17 protein-coding genes and 2 pseudogenes are annotated in these 19,037 nt (G+C 30.8%); 16 read left to right on the top strand and 3 right to left on the bottom strand.

Translation table 11 applies throughout. The features are described 5' to 3' along the window. The first annotated feature begins 241 nt into the window (after positions 1-241). The 4 genes and pseudogenes from BR66_RS0120230 to BR66_RS0120215 all read left to right on the top strand — a co-directional run bounded on the left by BR66_RS0120230 (position 242) and on the right by BR66_RS0120215 (position 5,062). Entirely contained in the window at positions 242-1,690 is a 1,449-nt protein-coding gene (locus tag BR66_RS0120230; protein WP_026884543.1) for an MDR family MFS transporter, read from the top strand. Positions 1,691-2,071: 381 nt separating this feature from the next. Then, positions 2,072-2,605, top strand: a pseudogene (locus BR66_RS24370) (hotdog family protein). Between the two features lie 60 nt (positions 2,606-2,665). Beyond that, positions 2,666-2,833 carry a hypothetical protein gene (locus BR66_RS25885; protein WP_156946338.1) on the top strand — a complete coding sequence of 56 codons (168 nt, stop codon included), beginning with the start codon at positions 2,666-2,668 and terminating at the stop codon, positions 2,831-2,833. Between the two features lie 177 nt (positions 2,834-3,010). Further along, positions 3,011-5,062, top strand: a complete 2,052-nt coding sequence (locus tag BR66_RS0120215) for a methyl-accepting chemotaxis protein (RefSeq protein ID WP_035796702.1) — start codon at positions 3,011-3,013, stop codon at positions 5,060-5,062. 63 nt (positions 5,063-5,125) lie between these two features. Here the strand turns inward: BR66_RS0120215 and BR66_RS0120210 are convergent, their stop codons facing one another. Together BR66_RS0120210 and BR66_RS24365 are read right to left on the bottom strand one after the other, a co-directional pair. Beyond that, positions 5,126-6,298, bottom strand: coding sequence for an AI-2E family transporter (locus tag BR66_RS0120210; protein WP_026884541.1), 1,173 nt, complete (start codon positions 6,296-6,298; stop codon positions 5,126-5,128). 196 nt (positions 6,299-6,494) lie between these two features. Further along, positions 6,495-8,123, bottom strand: coding sequence for a putative bifunctional diguanylate cyclase/phosphodiesterase (locus BR66_RS24365; RefSeq protein ID WP_051624322.1), 1,629 nt, complete (start codon positions 8,121-8,123; stop codon positions 6,495-6,497). 267 nt (positions 8,124-8,390) lie between these two features. On the opposite strand from BR66_RS24365, the gene BR66_RS0120200 reads away from it, so the two are divergent. The 3 genes from BR66_RS0120200 to BR66_RS0120190 all read left to right on the top strand — a co-directional run bounded on the left by BR66_RS0120200 (position 8,391) and on the right by BR66_RS0120190 (position 10,992). Continuing rightward, positions 8,391-8,624: a hypothetical protein gene (locus tag BR66_RS0120200; RefSeq protein WP_026884540.1), complete on the top strand. Its 234-nt coding sequence runs from the start codon at positions 8,391-8,393 to the stop codon at positions 8,622-8,624. 201 nt (positions 8,625-8,825) lie between these two features. Then, on the top strand, positions 8,826-9,956 hold the full coding sequence (locus tag BR66_RS0120195; RefSeq protein ID WP_026884539.1) for a right-handed parallel beta-helix repeat-containing protein: 1,131 nt from the start codon (positions 8,826-8,828) through the stop codon (positions 9,954-9,956). Between the two features lie 223 nt (positions 9,957-10,179). Further along, a complete protein-coding gene (locus BR66_RS0120190; protein ID WP_026884538.1) occupies positions 10,180-10,992 on the top strand; it encodes an FtsX-like permease family protein in 813 nt (270 codons plus the stop codon). A 53-nt stretch (positions 10,993-11,045) separates the two neighbouring features. Here BR66_RS0120190 and BR66_RS0120185 read toward each other — a convergent pair whose 3' ends face one another. Beyond that, positions 11,046-11,594: a DUF4865 family protein gene (locus BR66_RS0120185; RefSeq protein ID WP_026884537.1), complete on the bottom strand. Its 549-nt coding sequence runs from the start codon at positions 11,592-11,594 to the stop codon at positions 11,046-11,048. A 115-nt stretch (positions 11,595-11,709) separates the two neighbouring features. Between BR66_RS0120185 and BR66_RS24360 the strand changes: the two genes are divergently transcribed. From BR66_RS24360 to BR66_RS25880, 9 genes and pseudogenes are all read left to right on the top strand, one after another. Next, positions 11,710-12,516, top strand: a complete 807-nt coding sequence (locus tag BR66_RS24360) for a LysR family transcriptional regulator (protein ID WP_051624321.1) — start codon at positions 11,710-11,712, stop codon at positions 12,514-12,516. Between the two features lie 99 nt (positions 12,517-12,615). After that, on the top strand, positions 12,616-13,284 hold the full coding sequence (locus BR66_RS0120175; RefSeq protein ID WP_242841188.1) for a CatA-like O-acetyltransferase: 669 nt from the start codon (positions 12,616-12,618) through the stop codon (positions 13,282-13,284). A gap of 41 nt (positions 13,285-13,325) precedes the next feature. Further along, a complete protein-coding gene (locus tag BR66_RS0120170) occupies positions 13,326-13,916 on the top strand; it encodes a YdcF family protein (protein WP_026884535.1) in 591 nt (196 codons plus the stop codon). 215 nt (positions 13,917-14,131) lie between these two features. Then, the gene (locus tag BR66_RS0120165; protein ID WP_026884534.1) at positions 14,132-15,184 is read left to right on the top strand and encodes a LytTR family transcriptional regulator DNA-binding domain-containing protein; all 1,053 of its coding nucleotides are present in this window, start codon (positions 14,132-14,134) and stop codon (positions 15,182-15,184) included. 172 nt (positions 15,185-15,356) lie between these two features. Beyond that, the gene (locus tag BR66_RS0120160) at positions 15,357-16,202 is read left to right on the top strand and encodes an ABC transporter ATP-binding protein (protein WP_026884533.1); all 846 of its coding nucleotides are present in this window, start codon (positions 15,357-15,359) and stop codon (positions 16,200-16,202) included. Further along, positions 16,202-16,933 (top strand): ABC transporter permease, encoded by a 732-nt coding sequence (locus BR66_RS0120155; RefSeq protein WP_026884532.1) that lies wholly within the window; start codon positions 16,202-16,204, stop codon positions 16,931-16,933. The genes BR66_RS0120160 and BR66_RS0120155 overlap by 1 nt, the downstream gene beginning before the upstream one ends. Before the next feature lie 47 nt (positions 16,934-16,980). After that, positions 16,981-17,940, top strand: a complete 960-nt coding sequence (locus BR66_RS0120150) for an alpha/beta hydrolase (protein WP_026884531.1) — start codon at positions 16,981-16,983, stop codon at positions 17,938-17,940. A gap of 575 nt (positions 17,941-18,515) precedes the next feature. Further along, entirely contained in the window at positions 18,516-18,776 is a 261-nt protein-coding gene (locus BR66_RS0120145; RefSeq protein WP_026884530.1) for a TfoX/Sxy family protein, read from the top strand. A 34-nt stretch (positions 18,777-18,810) separates the two neighbouring features. Next, positions 18,811-18,978 (top strand): annotated as a pseudogene (locus BR66_RS25880) (TIGR04076 family protein); the annotation flags it as partial. Positions 18,979-19,037 lie beyond the last annotated feature (59 nt).

Genomic DNA, 19,037 nt, shown 5'->3' with positions numbered 1-19,037 from the left:
TAATTATATTGGCAACACTATTGATAATATGTTGATTAAACAACAATAAGACTTATTTGTTGGTTGCAATAATATTTATTACATATTATTATGATTATTGTAACATACATTAGTAGCTTAAACAACTCATGTTGTTTAAATTGTCATTGTTTTAAAAAGAAGAAAAATAGTTTAAAATAGATGAAGTAATATCTATTTTAGATTTAGTTAAAATCACTTGAAATATGGAGGCGTTAAATTTATGAACACAAAAACAAAGGAAAAAGCACCAGAAAAATCTGTGGTAGGTCCAATAATAGCCATTATTGTAGGAATGTTTATGGTAAGTCTAGATAGTTCTGTTTTGAACGTTGCCATTCCTGGAATAGTTAAATATTTTGGAAGTAATCTTTCAACTATACAATGGACAATAACTGGATATGCGCTAGCGCTTGCTGCGGTTATTCCACTAGCAGGCTGGATGACCGACCGTTTTGGTACAAAACGAATTTTTATTATCGTTATTTCGTTATTTACATTAGGATCAGCGTTATGTTCCATGGCCACTTCACCTTCTCAATTAATTTTATTTAGAGTTATTCAAGGTATTGGTGGTGGTATGGTTATGCCTATAGGCATAGCTACAATTTTTAGAATAGCACCTAAAGATAAATTAGGTTCATTTATGGGTTTACTTGGTATGCCAATACTACTTGCTCCAACACTCGGACCTGTGGTTTCAGGTTATATTTTAGAATATTCCTCATGGCATTGGATATTCCGTATTAATATACCAATAGGAATTATCGCAATTATTGTAACGTATCTTTTTTTACCTGAATTCGAACGTAAAGAGGTACCATCTCTTGATATTTTTGGAATGATTTTGGCACCTATTGCATTTGCAATGTTAGTTTATGGTGTTAATGAAGGAAGTAAAAGCTGGACTTCAATAAATACAATTGTTGGATTAGTTGTGGGCGGCATTGCCTTAATTATATTTATCTATGTAGAGTTGTCTCAAAAGGAACCATTAATTGAACTTAAGGTGTTTGGATCTTTAGAATTTTTAAGTGGAATTGCAGTTTTATCCATTTTCCAAATCACACTATTTTCAGTAATGATACTTGCTCCATTATATTTACAAAGTGTTAAGGGATTTACCACACTTCACACTGGATTTATTCTTTTACCGCAGGCTCTTTCAGCAGGTATTATGATGCCTATATCTGGGAAACTATTTGACAAAATAGGAGCGAAACCTTTGGCAATTACAGGAGTATCAATATCAGCTGTTGTTTTATTTATGCTATCAAAGGTATCTGCCACTACTAGCGTTACCTACATTGTATTATGTCTTGTAGCAATGGGACTAGGATCAGGGCTTGTTATGATGCCAATTAACTCTCATATGCTTCAAGCAGCACCCAAAAAATTGATAAGTAGAGTAACTCCACTAACTGGAGCTTTTCAGCAAGTTATTTTTTCTTTTGCAATTGCAGGAATGACAGGATTTTTAACTTCAAGAATAACTTATCATATGGCTAACACTAAAAATCCATTAACTGCAGCTATAAGTTCTTATGATGATACATTTTTACTTTGTGCATGCATAGCTATTGTAGGAATTGTACTAAGTATTATTATTAAAAAGCCGAAAAATAAAGAGGAGATAGATGAGGACACAAAAATATCCAGCATGATTGGATAAAGAGTTAATCTCATAGAATAACAAATATATATATAAAGACATCATCTAACGTATAGGTGGTGTCTTTATATATATAAATTATACATTTATCTGTACATTTTCATACTCATATAAAACCGATAATATCATATCAATAATTACTAGCACTAGGTTATTCAATTTGTAAATTAGCTGTAACAGAAGCTCCATCATAAATAATATATATTGCAATATATGTCTATTGTGGTAATATGAATTTATAATGAGGTTCTTATATAGTGAGACTGAAAAGATGATTTTATTTTAATCTATCATTGAGTAAATTAGTGTTTAATATAAATGATAAAATTAATAATTGGACGTCAGAACTCAATGAATAATACTTTTGGAGGATAATAAAAAATGATAGATTTATTTAGGGAATTTGTTACAACAGAAGATTTTTTTTATGATGGGGCATTTATTGCTAAAGTAAAGTATAAGCGGTTTAAGGAAAAAACAAGTGTGGAAACTTATAAAAATGAAATTGTAAAAAGTAATAGAAGGCTTTGCATAATAAATTGTAATGGATATATTGAAAATGAAATTGCGGAAACTTTAACAGTATATTTGATGATGAATGTAACAGTTAAGTAATCTATTAAAACAGAAACTATTGAAGAACAGGGCACTTTGTGGAGAAGTTTTTCAAAAGAAGAAATATCAGCTTTTAGTCATGAAACAGGTGATACAAATTTTATACATCTTACAGAAAATCCTGTTGTACAAGGATTGTTTATTTTGAAAGAGCTTTTTGATGCAACTAAAACTAATGAGATAGAAGTAAAATACATTCATCCTATTTATGGGGATAACCAAGTTTATTTAAAACATGAAGAAAATAATATCAAAGGATTTAGTGATGGTATATTATGTTTTCAAGCAAGCCTATCTTAAATTTTTTTGAAAATACATATAGTTAGTATAAAAAAATCATAGGAGAAAGATGAAAATATTATGGATAGTATTGCCTATAGTATTCTCAGACCTAAAATCTTTAATCAATCATTTATGCTTGTTGCTAATGGTACTTCTGAATTAAATAAAGTTATTATCAATAAGGACATTAAACTCGGGTTAGGGTTTGGTGCCCTTATTATATTTTCAAATGAATTATATAAATAAAACAAATATGGAATTATAGTTTAATTCTTATGTAAAATGTACGTAAAGTATGAGATATAATGTCGAAAATTATTGTATAATAAGGAATAACAATGGTTACAAAAATATTCACTATGTTGTAGCATTAAAGAAAACTTATTTAAACTAGACATATTCAGTATAAGAGGGGGGATAGTTTTGAAATCATTTAAGTCTATTAAGAGTCTGACACTAGCAATATTATTACCGGTGACTATTTTAGCAACTGTAGCGTTGACATCAATAAGCTATATAAACTCAAAGAGTGCCATTGAGAAAGAGGTACAAGCAAAAATGGATAATCAATTATCATTTACTATAAGTAATCTTGATACCCATTTACATGAACATGAGATGATTGTTTCAACTCTAGCAAAATCAGTAGAATCATCATACAGTGTATTGACAAAAGATAACTTTGTCTCACTTGTGTCAAAAGTTCCAACATCTAATACGGATACATTTGGCACTGGTGTTTGGTTTGAACCAAATTTATATAAAAATGGGGTAAAATATTTTGGACCTTATGCTTATAAAACAACCGCAGGGATCACTTATACTGACGAATATTCAGATCCAAAATATGATTATTTGAGTCAGGATTGGTACACATCAACGCAAAAAGCTAATAAGGTTGTATGGTCTGAGCCTTACTTTGATGATGCAACAAAAGTAACAATGATAACAACATCTGTGCCTATGTATTCTGCAACTAATAAATTCATTGGAGTTACTACAGGGGATATTAATTTGTCACAATTACAAAAAATAGTTAACAGTATGAAGGTAGGAACAAAAGGCAAGGCAATATTATTAACAAAGGATGGCAAGTATTTAGCTGGAGCGGATACAGCTAAAATAATGAAAGTTAAGATATCTTCTGATGATAATAAATCCTTAGCAACTGCAGGAAAAAATTTACTATCCCAAAATAAAGGTGTAGCAACATTTACTGATAACAATGGGGTAAACAAAGTTTATTACTCAACTGAAAGTGAACTTGGATGGAAAATATGCTTAATAATACCACAATCTGAATTAAACGCATCTTCAGCTAATTTATTAATTATCTCCTTAATAGTAATAGCAATAACATTATTTTTACTCGTAATAGTAATATTATTATATAGCGGTTATCTAACTAATAGATTAAAACCTGTAAATTTACTATCCAAGAATATAGCATTAGGTAACTTAGCTACTGATAGTTTAGTAGTTAAAGGTGATGATGAGATAAGCCAAATGAGTGAAAATTTAAACACAATGGTTGAAAATTTAAGAAATATTGTTCAAGAAGTTTCATCAACACTTGAGAATGTTGTAGCTACTTCAGAAGAGTTATCATCTAATACTGAACAAACACAATTGGCCTCAGAACAAATAGCCAAAGCATTACAGGATGTAGCTGGTGGTGGTGAAACTCAGACTATACTTACAAATAAGGCGGTAGTTGTTACAGATGATATATTTAACCAAATTAAGAGCATACTTTCTAATGTAAATAAAGCAAATATCGCTTCAAAAAAAGCTTATTCTAAAGCAAAGACTGGTGATATTGTTGTTTTAGCCGCGCTCGCTAAGATGAGCAAAATAGAGACTAAGGTTGGTGTGTCCTCAACTATTATTGACACTCTAGGACAGAAGTCTGGTGAAATAAGCAACATAATTTCATTAATAACTAGTATAGCGGAGCAAACAAATTTACTGGCATTAAATGCTGCAATAGAGGCAGCAAGAGCAGGAGAGCACGGTAAGGGATTTGCAGTAGTCGCAGATGAGGTTAGAAAACTTGCGGAGCAATCACAAGTTGCGTCTAACCACATAAGTACTTTGGTTAGTGAGATTCAGAAGGACGTAAAAAGTGCAGTGGATTCTATGAAAGATGGCACTGAATCTGTTAAAGAAGGGATTGAAGCAGTCCAAGATGTAGGGAAAACTTTCAACACAATATTAGTTGAGGTTGATAGCGTATCTGTACAGACACAGGAGATAGAAAATAGAGCAGATAAAGTTTATGAAGGTACTGAATCATTAGTTGTTTCAATTGCAAGCATAAATAAGATCACATCAGAATCAAATGATTCAACCCAAACAATAGCTGCATCTACAGAAGAACAGACTGCTTCAATGAAAGAAGTAGCAAATGTAGCGGAAGCTTTAGCAACTATGTCTTCCGACTTAGAATTAGTAGTAGCAAAGGTTAAACTATAGCAACGTAATTAAATATGATGTATGTTATTACTAGTTTGTGGTGATAATATGCATCATATTTATTTAATTTTTTATGTTGGAAATTTCCATGTGATAATTATACCAAATACTCAGTAATTTTTTTACAGAAGCAATAACAGGCACAGCAATAAGCATCCCTATAAGTCCACCTACATTTCCTCCTATTATAATTGCCAGCATTGTAAATACAGGATGTAGTCCAACACTGTTTCCAACAATTTTAGGTGCTAAAAAGTTATTATCAATTTGTTGAACTACAAGCATTCCAATAGTTGCCCATACCGCTGTAATAGGTTCACCACTTAATAGTGCCATAATAACAGCCAAAATAGTTCCAACAACAGGACCAATATAAGGTACCATATTACAAATACCTGCAATAAGGCCTATTACTATAGCATAATCTATACCGATAAAATACAGTACTATGCTAGATAAAATACCTACGATGCAAGCTTCTAGTAATTGTCCTCTTATATAGTTAAAAAATGTTTCATTTATAATATGCAATATTTTTTTGAATTTATTTCCTGTGTTAGTTTTTCTAAATATAAGATTAAAAATTTTATTCCATAAGTTTATAAAATACTCGGAATCTTGTATCAAATAGATACTTAATATTATTGCTATAAAAAATGTAGCTATATTACTGCCTATAGATAAAATAGAATTTGTAAAGCCCCCTATACTGGAAGAAAAATATTTTTGGACATAACTTACGATTTTAGCAATCTCGGCATTTAGATTTGTAGGTATAGCAATATTTAAACTAGTCAACTTTTTACTAATTGAAGTAACTGACAATGTTGAGTTATTTAAATAATTAGATAGATATGCTGACATATTGGCTAGTGTTATGTTATTTGAAAGTTTTCCTCCAATCATAATATATATGCCACTTATAATACCAATAAAAACGGCTACTACTAGTGAGTATATTACTAAAATCCCTACAGCTCTTCTTGCAGTTACTTTTTTGAATATCTTTTTCTTTCCTAAGAAATTTTCAATAGTTAGCACACCTGGTCTCAGTAAGTATGCTATAACTAATGCAATAAGCAGTGGTTTTACAATTCCAATACATGCTAATAAAATATTGGATAATGAAGAAAATATACTACTTATATTGTTAAAAATAGTTATACCCATGTAAATTAGCAGCACAGTTGCAACCGCATATAAACAGTATTTTAATAGATTTTTATCTAATTTCATCCTTTATGCTCCTTTATAACTTGCGTTTATGTAATTAAGTATATAGTACCATAATATAATGAAATCGTCTCATTTGATATATAATTATATAATGGGAAGGATAATTTCAGCAAGTATTATTGTTTGATGGAGTTGTAGGGTTATTCAAAAGAAATGGGGGTAACACTATGAAGCCTTTCGACTAAATTAATAACCATTATTTAATAAAATTGTTTTGAAAATCGGCGGCAGGCATTGGTCTACCAATTAAATATCCTTGAATATAGTCACAGCGGAACTCCTTTAGCATAGCAAATTCTGTTTCTGTTTCAATTCCCTCAGCAATAACTTTAATATTTAAACTACTAGCAACGGATAATATGGATTTAATTATAACTACAAATTTAGATTTGCTATCTAAATCCATTATAAGTGATCTATCTATTTTAATTGTATCAATCGGAAGATTGCTTAGTAAGCTAACTGAAGAATATCCTGTACCAAAATCATCCATTGAAATTCTGATACCATTAGATTTTAGTTCTAACAGCACTTTTATTATTAAATCAATATCCTCCATGGTCTCATCCTCAGTAATCTCAAGACTTAAATACCTGGGGTCTAGTGAGCAGTCCTGAAGTATATTTATCACTAACTGAACGAAATTTAATTGAATCAACTGCTTATATGATGTATTCACAGAGATGCTGAAATTTTCTAAACCCAACCTTTGCCATTGTTTACACTGCTGACAAGCATTATAAAGCATCCAATTATCAATTTCAACCATTTTACCTATCTTCTTTGCAATTGCAATAAATTCTACAGGTTGTATAAGGGTTTTACCTCTTTTCCATCTTATAAGAGACTCAGCACTTGATACTTTCATTGATTCTAAATCTATTATTGGTTGATAGTAGACTACAAATTCGTTATTATCTAGAGCATTATTTAAGTTTTTTTCTGTTTCTAACATATGTACATTGATATCATTCAAGATCTTGTTATATAGAAGATAACCATGGCCACCGTTCTTTTTCACTTCATACATGGCTAAATCAGCATTTTTTATTAATGCATCAATATCAGTTCCATGTTCAGGGAATAAGCTAATACCTATACTTGCACCAATATATAAAAGATTATTATTATAAATAAAAGCAGTATTTAATACTTTTACTAATTTTTCTGCAATTTTAGTAATACTTTTTGAAGAATTTAAATCTCTTATAATTAAAATGAATTCATCACCACCATTTCTGCTGACGATATCAGTTGATTCTATATTATCATTTAATCTATCAGCTACTTTTGCGAGAATTATATCTCCCACATCATGACCAAAACTATCATTTATAACCTTAAATTTATCTAAATCTATAAATAAAAAAGCTAGATTTTTATTTCTATTTTTTAGTAAGTCACCAACAGTTTCTAATAAATTTTTCCTGTTTGCAAGACCGGTAAGTGCATCATAATATACAAAATGACGTAGTTGCTCTTCAACAATAAGTTTTTCTGCAATCTCATTTTTAAGGTCCTCATTAGCAGCAATTAATTCAGTTAAGAGTGTTTCCTTCTCATGATTTTGAAAGGCAAGTTCCTTGTTGGCAATAATTAATTCTGCAGCCCGCTTACCTTTTTCACCGCTTTGAAAAACAAGTTCTTTATTAGCAATAACTAATTCTGCGGCACGGTCAGCTTTCTCACCGCTTTGAAAAGCAAGTTCTTTATTAGCAATAATTAATTCTGCACCCAATTCTGCATTCTCTTCACATTGAAAGGCATACTCCTTATTGGATACAATTAACTTTACTATCCTTTCCGATCTATCTTCATCCACCATTGCATTTTACCCACCTTCGATTTTTAAACATATGGTACTATTAATTATTGGGTTTTACATTCTGCTTCATACTATATACCAATGGATTTATATTAAAAACAATCTATTAGCATACACATAAAATTGGCTAATAGCAAAATGTAGATTCTTAATTCATAAAAAATTGCCATAATCCATATATAAGAATACCCAAAATCAATAAGGGAATACTATTATTAGAGAAGTAAATTTAGATACTTCTTAGAATATAAGGTAAACCTAAGGAGGTTGATTATAACGAAGCAGATAAATAAAAAACAGGACCCAAGTCAATTAAGTTCAATGAACAGCCAACAAGATATGAAGACTGCTAAAGAAACTATTGGAAAACATACTGGCGTAACAGGAGTCATAGGTGAAAATGCTGTTAGAGATGAACAGACTAAAGATGGTGCTGATGCTTTTGAAAGAGATAAGATGTATAAAACTAGTTATGGAACTCCAGTAGATGAAGATAAGTAGAGGTAACAATTATAAAATTATACCTTATAGAATTGAAAGTTTTGTCGCTGCATAATATGGCGACAATTTTTTTAAAAAATTTACCATAAAATCGTTTACAAAAATTTCATATTAAGATATAATTTAAATATAACAGGCCTGTTATATTTAAATTAAAAATGTTAACGTTAACGAAAAAATTATTAAAAGGAGTTTTTATTAGTGGAAAAGAAATTAAGTTTAGTTGCTTCTATGGTAATGTCTCTTTCTTTACTTGCACTTCCACAATTAACAAGTAATGTATATGCAGCATCAACACCTATACAGGTAGCAAGCACAGGCACCGACAATGATTCAGCAGCTATTCAGGCAGCAATAAATAAAGCGGTGCCTGGGGATACCATTGTGCTTACTAGTCCATCTTACAAATTAACATCACCTATTGTGTTAAACAAAGATGGAGCTAAAGGAAACACTATAAAATTAAAGTCATCAGGTACGGCAAAAGTTAAACTTGATTTTACTGGTGAAAAAGATGGAGATAGTTCTTATGGAATTAACATTACAAATTCATATTGGGAAATAGACAATATAGAAGTATATGGTGCTGGTGATAATGGTATATTAATGAAAGGGGTTGCATCTAATAACAATACAATTACAAATTGTATAACAGATAACAATAATGATGCAGGTTTACAAATTACAGCTGGTGCTCACGACAATTTAGTACAAGGTTCTGATTCTTTTAACAACTATGATATAGGGACAAAGGGTTCAAATGCAGATGGATTTGCTTGTAAACTTGCTGCAGGAGCAGGAAACAAATTTACAGATTGTAACTCTTACAATAATTCAGATGATGGTTGGGATTTGCTTGGGACTGATGAAGTAGTTACACTAACTAACTGCACAGCTACTAAAAATGGATACTATCATGGTGATTCGCAAAATTCACTTAACAACTCAGGCATGAATGGTGATGGTATTAAACTGGGTGGTAATCAAAAACCTCCAAAAGGCACACACAGATCATTAGGTAATCATGTGGTAATTGGATGTAAGTCCTATGATAATAAAGCATCTGGGTTTGCTCAAAATAATAGTGCAGCATCTTTATCTCTTACTAATTGTGATGCTGATAGAAATGGTGCAGATAACATACTTAATGCTAATCAAAAAACTACTAAAGCTAACTTCAATTTTCCTTACAATCCTGGTAATGAAAATGTATTTACTTTTACAAATTGTACAACAACAGGAAAATGCACTATATATTCCGCTGCAAAAGTTATAGGAGGTACCGTTACGGCAACAGCTCCTAATACTCCATTGCCTGGTATCAACGATTAATTTATAAATCATGATATAACTTAATACAATAAAGAAATCACTATTTGTACTGAAACTATAAATAGTGATTTCTTTTATCTAAATTACTGGACTTTCCAATATATAGACTGATAAGATGAAAGAACTTCAAAAGATTAAAAGTTGATAAATGGATTAATATGTATTATTATATTGTTAAGAAAATGTGATGTTGACAAGAGACTAAGAAAGGGATAATTATGTTATGAGAATTAGTAATTTGAATCTATTTTTAAAAGATGCTTTGAAAAATCTTAGAAGAAATTCTACTAGTAGCATTTCTAGCATTACTACAGTAATGTCAACGTTATTTGTTTTAGGAATATTTTTGCTATTCATATTGAATGTTAAAATGGGCATAATTGGTATTGAAACCCAATCTGAAATAAAGGCCACATTAAAGCATGATATAAAGATTACGGATCAGCAAAATATATATAATAAAATAAAAGGGGAAGATAGTGTAACCTTTTTTACTTTTCACAATGAGCCACCACTATCACCGGCATATATGATTAAAGTGAATGCGCCTAATGATATACCCAAAATAATATCTCAGATTAAAGGATTACAAGGTATAAATAAAATTAACGTTGTACAAAATGTTCAAAGGAACGTTTCATCAATGGCTTCAAAGATTCAATTTATAGGGGTGATACTTTTCCCTATAATTCTGGTGGCTTCATTTTTTTTAATTAAAAATACAATAAAACTTGCTATATATCCAAGGCGTAATGAAATTAGTTTAATGCAATCTGTTGGTGCAACAGATTGGTTTATTAGATGGCCATTTATTTTTGAGGGAATGATAATTGGAGTTTTAGGAGCAGTTTCATCAGTAATAGCAATTTATCTGTTTTATAGTTTTATATATAGATATTTTTTGGTAGCAACCCTTATTAGTTTTATGCATCCGTCATTTATATTCACAACCATGTCATGGATCTTTATACTTATTGGAATAACGCTAGATACTATAGGAAGTCTTTTGGTTGTAAAAAAGTATTTAGTGGCTTAAAAAAACATAACTATGTCTTATAAGTAAATAGTTATGTTTTTATACCTTTCTTATTAACCAAGCGATAGGTGTAATATTTCATAGATTGTACCTAAATCATGAAGCTCCTCAGGGGTTTCTTTAAAAAAATATATTTTACTAAAGCCCCATTTATCCGGAGTATATATACAAGTTTCTCCAAGAATTTCATAGCTAGTTTCTAAATCTACTTGTTGTTTCTTAAAAGTAGTTAAACTAGCACTTTCAGGTATTGAGCCTGTTATTTCAAGAATGTGTGTACTACCAGAAAAATTTGGCTTCATTTTGGTATATAATGGGATGCCGATATTAATTTGTTGCCATCCAAAAGAATCAATAATATTATCATAATACCCGTCAAATAGAAACTTATTCATGCCAACATTATTATTCCAAATATAAAGAGGAGAATAAGAATTGCATATATTTTTATTTTTATTTTTATTTTTTTCAGTAATTAAATAAGCCTTAAATTGTAAATCTAGAAAACCATCTGTCTTATAACCATTATCCTGTACTCTTTTTCTAATGATATTCATATCATAATCTCTGGGTAGTGTAATTTTATATTGCATACCAATCATAATTATCCCTCATTTCTGTTTTATAGCCTTATTTTACGCCTAAGGTATATATAAGTAAAATAACTATAAATTATGTTGTATATCAGTTAAAATGATATACAAGGGGTGATAAGCAATGGAGATAAATGATCTAGTCATATTTACTAAAGTAGCAGAATTAGGTTCTATTTCAAAGGCAGCTAAGGAGCTAGGTTATGTTCAACCGAATGTAACTGCTCGATTAAAGATATTAGAAAGAGAATTAAATAAGTCGCTTTTTACACGAACTAATACAGGGGTAGAGTTACTTTTAGATGGAGAGATATTGCTAGATTACGCAACAAAGATAATAAATTTAATAGATGAAGCAAAGGTAAGAATATCCAATAACAATACTCAAATAAAAATAGGTGCTACACAAACAATTACTAAAAACTATTTATCCAATCTGTTAATAAATAATAATGCTAAGTTTTCCTTATATACGCGACCAACTGAAGAACTGCTATTTTTACTAAAAACATCCCAAATTGATGTGGCAATAATAAATAGAGAATGGCAAGACAGTAAAATAGAATTATTTCATTCTTTTTATGAGAAGATTGGATGGCTAGGATCAAAAGAAATAAAATTAAATGATTTTAAAAATATATCAGTTCTAGTAAATAGAGATAAGGGCTGTCCTTATAGGAAAGCTACACTTAATTTTCTTCTGAAAGTAAAAAACGACTGGAAAGTTATTGAAATAGATTCTATGGACCTAATCCTATCAATGCTTGAATGCAAAAAAGGCATAGCTATTCTTCCCAAAAAAATGTGTACTAAAAAAATTATAGATCATCATGTGAAAGATCTAACGCTAGAGGATGTCAAAATTAATTTGTATAAAAAGAACGACAATAATAAAGTGAAGAATATAGATTTTATAGAATTTTTCCATTGATTCAGATATAGGGTATGAAATATGGTTTTGCTTGTGAAAACTCAAGCTAAGACAAAAGAAATAAAATTTCTTGAACTATAACTATTTAGGGGGGTAAAAATGAATATGCAGACAGGAGGTTTCCATGCTATTGACATACAGAAATGGTCAAGAGCAGAAACATATAATTATTTTACGGAAACAGTAAATCCAATAACCTATTCAATTAATGTAACACTGGATGTCACAATTCTTAGGAATACATTAAAAAAGAAAGGAATTAAATTCTTTCCAGCATATCTATATCTGGTAACTGGAGCTATTGGCAAACAACAGGAATTTCGTATGGCATTTAAGGACGATGTGTTAGGATATTGGGACGCGCTAACGCCTTTTTATCCCATATTTCATGAAGACGATAAAACAATAACATTTCTTTGGACAGAATATGATGAAGGTTTTAAGATATTTTATAAACGCTATATGGAAGATATTGAGCATCACAGAAACAATCATGGTATTATGTCGTCAAAGGGTACACCACCTCCAAACAACTACATCATATCTTGTGTTCCGTGGTTTACTTTTAATAGTTTATCCATGAATCTTCAAGGTGCAAAAAAATATTATGCACCGATTTTTGAAGCCGGCGGATTTGCTAAAAATAATGGCATGACTAAAATGCCTTTATCTATTACGGCTAACCATGCTACGGTGGATGGCTATCAAATAAAGGTATTCTTAGATGAATTACAACGGACAATGAATCATCCTGATGAGTGGGTGTAAAGAGTTTGGTCATGCAAAGAATCTCACATATAGGAGGAGATATGATAATATTATATATTATATGTACAATATTAATATGCTTTATGATTGAGTATGTTGTTCTTTGTAGAGGTTTAAAGAAAGCAAACTATAATAATGGGCAAAAGAAAGATGTGATTATTGTACTTGGTTATCCCGTAAAAAAAGATGGAAGTGTGTCACCAATTCTGCGAGAGCGAATAAATAAAGCAGCGAAACTATATCATGAAGGAATCGCTGAAGTGATTATTTGCACTGGTGCGGCTGTAGCTAATAACTACGTTGAGGCAGATGTTATAGCACAAACTTTGATTGAATTAGGAGTGCCTAATTGCAGTATAATTCGTGAGAAACTTGCAAAGAGTACATATGAAAATTTAGTAAATTCAAAGAAAATCATGAAAGATAGAGGATTGAGAACAGCAGTTATTGTATCCTCACCTTGGCATTTACGAAAAGCCAGTTCGTATGCTTTTACACTTGAAATTAACCATACAGTGGAAAAATCTAAATTCCCATATGAATACCTAATAATAGGGGTTGCAATGATTTATCTTTATTATTACACGCAGATGTTCATAAACATTTTACGTTATCATAAAAGCAAACAATAGAGTCATGGCATAATTTTCTTAAATTATGCCACAATGGTTAAATGTTGTGTAACACCCATAGAATATTATTTAACATATCTATTAGTTGTCATATGAAATATGAAGTTGGATGCTTTCTATAGTTTTCGGTCATTGAAACATTAATTGCATTCAATTATTCAGTTGTCCGAATCTATGCTATAATTATTAACAAAAAGTCAGAGGGATGAATTTATATGCTTAAAATTAGAGGTTTGTATAAAGAGAAAAAGAATAATATCTTGAAAGGTATAGATATTAATATAGATAATGGAAGCTCTGTAAGTATAGAATGTAGTAACGAAATAAGTAATTTGCTGATAGATTTGATATTAGGAAGAGAAATACCAGGAAAAGGTGAGATTTTTATAGAGGGTATTAAAAATTTGGAGTATATTAAGAAAAATATAACTAGAATAGGTGTTGTACTCAGAGAGGAAGCTCTTTATGAAAATATGACCATAGAGGGTTATATGAAGTTTTTTGCTGAAATTTTTGGTAGCAAGGTCGATTACAAAGAAATATTGATGGGGCTAGCTCTTTTGGACATTGCAAATACCCAAATTAAAAAGTTAAGTTATTCACAAAAAAGACGTGTTAGCTTTGCAAGAGAAAGATTAAAGCAGCCTAAATTGTTGATTTTTCAGGAGCCAATTCTTAATATGGACATTGAGGGGACCATGTCTATATTAGAAAATATAGATGATTTATGTTCTGGTGGAACAGCTGTGTTGATTACTTCCGTGCTTTTTAAGGATACGATAATGATTGGCGAAAAAGCGTATCGATTAGATGCAGATGGATTGGTGTTTTTAAACAATAACAGAGAAGAACATGATAGCCCAAAAGCGGAAACGAATAAAGATGGGGTAAGCATCCATTTAGAAGAAATCGTCAGCACAAACAAAATATATAAAATTCAAAAGATACCTGTTAAGATGGGGGAGAAAATTCTGTTGTTTGATCCGATAGAGATTGATTATATTGAGGGTGAACAAGGAATTAGTAATCTATATATCAGCGGAGAACGGTTTCCTTGCACTATTTCCCTTACCGATTTGGAAGAAAGGTTAAAACACTTTGGATTTTTCAGATGTCATAGATCGTATATTGTAAATTTACAAAGAGTTCGTGAAATAATTACTTGGACAAGAAACAGTTACAGTGTGAATTTGGATGATAAAATAAAGAGTTCCGTGCCTTTGTCAAAAGGAAGATTAGACGAATTAAAAACAATACTCAAATTGTAATTCTCAAAATTTGAACTTATTTACCATGTTAATTCATGGTATTATATTCTCCATTGGGCTTAAAAAAGGAGCCACAAAAGCAATTTAATACTCCATTCATAGCTATTTTGTTGTGTCAATATCCAACCTGTAACATAATTGATATAACAACCGGGCAGAAAGGAGCTTGAAAATGGATAATATCATTATGATGGAAAATGTAAAAAAGAATTTTAAGGATAGTATGGCATTAAAGAATTTAACCTTTCATGTGAAGGAAGGTGAAATATTTGGTTTCTTAGGACCGAGTGGAGCCGGAAAAACCACCACGATTAAGTTGTTGACTTCACAATTAATTCAAACAAGTGGTGAAATTAAGGTATTTGGCAAAGAGGTATATGCGAATAAAAAATATATCTTTAGAAACGTTGGAATATTGTCAGATAATAGTGGCGTATACGACAAACTAACAGTTGGGGACAATTTAATGCTATATGCAGACATATATGGAGTTCCCAAGAAAAATGTAGAGGAAATATTAGAGAAGGTAGGAATGAGTGATACTATAAAGAAAGAAGCAATAAAGCTTTCTAAGGGTATGAAGCAAAGAATTATGATAGCCAGAGCGGTACTTCACAAACCAAGCCTATTATTCCTAGATGAACCAACTTCTGCATTGGATCCGGGGACTGCTTTAGAGATTCACAAATTGCTTAGGAAACTTAATCAAGAAGGTACAACTATATTTTTGACTACTCATAACATGGAAGAAGCGGATAAACTTTGTGATAGAGTAGCATTTTTAAACTCGGGTGAAATAGCGGAAATAGGAAAGCCAGAAGCTTTAAAATTAAAATATACCACGGAAGAAATCAAGGTAATCTTAAGAGACAGTGATAGGGTAATTATGCTTAAGAATAGCCCAGAAAGTTCTGTAAAGATTAAAATGTGGATGGATAGCGGAAAGCTTATATCAATTCATTCTATGGAGCCTAGTCTAGAAAAAATATTTTTAAATCTTACAGGGAGGAAACTATAATGGGATTTTCAAGGAGGAAAATTGCTGCATTGTTTAAAAAGGAAGTAAAAGGCTTATCCAAAAATGCAAATGTTTTGTTAATGTGCTTGTTGCCAATTCTATTTAGTTTTATATACACTAAGGCAGTTAGTGGAGTAGGTAAGAATGATGGGTTTGGTAAATTAGAGATATTATCCATGTGTGTAGGTATGAATATTGTACTTATAGCTGGTTTTATGATAGCCATGCTGATTGCAGAAGAGAAAGAAAAAAATACACTTAGAACTCTTATGCTTTCAGGTGTGTCACCTTTGGAGTTTTTAGCAGGAAAAGTTATAATAACTTTTTTGGTATCAGAAATTCTAAATATAGTTATATTTTATATAGTTGGAATGGATTCTGTGCACTTAGGAAAATTTATATTGTTAACGTCTTTAGTAGTTATTAGCATGATAGAAATTGGAGCAGTAGTAGGAATTATTGTTCCGGATCAAATGGCGGCAGGAACAGTAGGAATGCCTATACTTATGTTTTTTTTAATGGTGCCATTACTTTCAAACTTCAGTAAAAAGATAGAACTAATAGCAAGGTTTTTGCCTAATTATAATATGAACCTAATGTTTCAAAAGGTATTTAGTGGGGGAGAGATTGGAACGGGAGAAGCCAAGAATATAGCAGTAATCTTAATCTGGATAATAATCGCTGGAGTTACATTTATATATACTTATAATAAAGTTGGATTGGATAAATAACTCAAGCTGTAACTAATAGCAAATGAAGATAATGGAGGAAAAAGTAGATGAAAAAGGCACTTAAAATAACCCGTATGGTATTACTATGGATTTTGGGGATTATAGTTGGATTATTGATAATCTCAGCAGTAACTCATAATGTCCTGAAATTAATTGAAAAGAACAAATATAAAACCGGTCAAACCATAAATGTGGACGGTAAAAACATGCAAGCTTATGTTACTGGCTCAGGAAAAAAAACAATCGTGTTACTAAGCGGGCTCGGAACAGCATCACCAATAACAGACTTTATGCCGTTGGCAGAAAGATTAGGCTCAGATTATAAAGTCGTAATCCTTGAATATTTTGGATACGGTTTTAGCGACACTACAAAAGAAGAACGTTCTAATGCAAACATTGTAAATGAAATAAGGACAGCACTTAAAGAATTAAAAATTAAGGGACCATATATATTGATGCCCCACTCGATATCGGGAGTATATTCGATGTACTATGCAATAAATTATCCCAGGGAAGTGGAGGCGATTATTGGAATTGACGAATCTACACCTAATCAAACAAAAATCAATAAAGAGGCTAGCATGTCACCCTATTTGACGTTACTTAACACGTTTGGAATTGTACGGGACACTACATACCTTTTGCCAAGTGTTGATGATGGCATGAACAAAAACAATTATTATTCTGCTAAACAAGTTAAAATGAAAAAAATGGCAACAGCTTGGAATAGCGGAAATGTCTCTGTGATAAATGAATTTAATATGGTGAATACAAATACAAAAGAACTATATGACGTGAAATATCCAAATAATTTACCTGTTTTATCATTCATATCAAAAGATTCGGTAGACAGTGATAAAAAGTGGTTGCCACTTCATGAAGAAGTAATTTCAAACTCGGATATTCAAAAGATTCAAGTTCTTAGTGGGGGACACTATTTACATTGGACAAATGCAGATAAAATCGCCAAAATGTCAAAAGAGTTTATTTCTACATACGTAAAATAACGTGTTCATCAAATACACTATATGAGATATTATCATAAATCAAAAAATAACTAAGTGGTATTTAGGCAGTAGTTAATTGTCTTAGAATACCACTTAGTTGTATTTTTATTTAGTAGAGATACAATTATGATGTGTACCAGAATTGTATTTTGTGTATATTTATACAATAGATGAGTAAATGTACGCTTACTCCTGCTAGATCTGAAACCTGTTTCACTGTTCTCATGGCTATATACATCCAATATAATTTTAGAGATGTCAAAACTCACCAAAACTCTGCCGGCTACGAGTTTTATATTGCATCTTCAAGACATATTTTTACATTACACTATGACATCGTGTTAGGCTTGACACTTTTTTAAAAAAATTAATTCTATTTTAGGTCAATACATAATAATAATATTAGTATATTTAAGGGTTAATAGAAAATTATAGGTAAAATTAATAGATGATTATAAAATTTGGAGTATAATGATATTATGGAAAATGAGAATAGTATATTCTTATTTTAAAAACAAATAAAATCCAATTTAAGGTTGATTATTATGAATATTAATTTGAAGGGAAGATTCATTATGGGAGAATTATCAAAACTACCTAATATCGGAAAAGAAGTTGAAAGACAGTTGAATGAAGTAGGTATATTTACTTGTTATGAATTAAAAAATATTGGTGCTGAACAGGCGTGGCTGAAAATACAAGAAATTGATTCTTCTGCATGTATTCATAGATTGTTAGCACTGGAAGGTGCAATTCATGCTGTTAAGAAAACAGAGTTACCACAGGAACGTAAAGCAGAACTAAAAGATTTTTATAATTGGCATAAAGGTAAATAGTAATTGGTGTTTGGTGTTACTTTGGAGGTTAATCATGAAAAAATGGTATGATGAGGAGTACAAATTTGAAATTGAGGTAACTGGGTTTCTTCGCAGTGACCATACAGAACGGTACTGCCGAAACGGCGAGGAAGTGGGGGATAAGTATACCTACACCTATGGATGTCCCACAAATTCAGATGGACAGGGAAGTAATTCGAAATCTTATTAATTGTTCAACAATCGTAAAAAAATAACGAAATAAAAATAAATTGTATAATG

Source organism: Clostridium akagii DSM 12554 (genome assembly GCF_000686725.1).
Taxonomy (GTDB): domain Bacteria; phylum Bacillota; class Clostridia; order Clostridiales; family Clostridiaceae; genus Clostridium_I; species Clostridium_I akagii.
The sequence above is the reverse complement of the archived record's forward strand: the minus strand, read 5'-3'. Positions and strand labels throughout refer to the sequence as shown.

Coding starts and splice junctions, on each gene's coding strand:
- BR66_RS0120185 (WP_026884537.1), bottom strand. CDS start 11,594: ATGATTGGTATGCAATATAAAATTACACTACCCAGAGATTATGATATG.
- BR66_RS24360 (WP_051624321.1), top strand. CDS start 11,710: ATGGAGATAAATGATCTAGTCATATTTACTAAAGTAGCAGAATTAGGT.
- BR66_RS0120155 (WP_026884532.1), top strand. CDS start 16,202: ATGGGATTTTCAAGGAGGAAAATTGCTGCATTGTTTAAAAAGGAAGTA.
- BR66_RS0120145 (WP_026884530.1), top strand. CDS start 18,516: ATGGGAGAATTATCAAAACTACCTAATATCGGAAAAGAAGTTGAAAGA.
- BR66_RS0120170 (WP_026884535.1), top strand. CDS start 13,326: ATGATAATATTATATATTATATGTACAATATTAATATGCTTTATGATT.
- BR66_RS0120165 (WP_026884534.1), top strand. CDS start 14,132: ATGCTTAAAATTAGAGGTTTGTATAAAGAGAAAAAGAATAATATCTTG.
- BR66_RS0120230 (WP_026884543.1), top strand. CDS start 242: ATGAACACAAAAACAAAGGAAAAAGCACCAGAAAAATCTGTGGTAGGT.
- BR66_RS25885 (WP_156946338.1), top strand. CDS start 2,666: ATGGATAGTATTGCCTATAGTATTCTCAGACCTAAAATCTTTAATCAA.
- BR66_RS0120150 (WP_026884531.1), top strand. CDS start 16,981: ATGAAAAAGGCACTTAAAATAACCCGTATGGTATTACTATGGATTTTG.
- BR66_RS24365 (WP_051624322.1), bottom strand. CDS start 8,123: ATGGTGGATGAAGATAGATCGGAAAGGATAGTAAAGTTAATTGTATCC.
- BR66_RS0120190 (WP_026884538.1), top strand. CDS start 10,180: ATGAGAATTAGTAATTTGAATCTATTTTTAAAAGATGCTTTGAAAAAT.
- BR66_RS0120175 (WP_242841188.1), top strand. CDS start 12,616: ATGAATATGCAGACAGGAGGTTTCCATGCTATTGACATACAGAAATGG.
- BR66_RS0120160 (WP_026884533.1), top strand. CDS start 15,357: ATGGATAATATCATTATGATGGAAAATGTAAAAAAGAATTTTAAGGAT.
- BR66_RS0120210 (WP_026884541.1), bottom strand. CDS start 6,298: ATGAAATTAGATAAAAATCTATTAAAATACTGTTTATATGCGGTTGCA.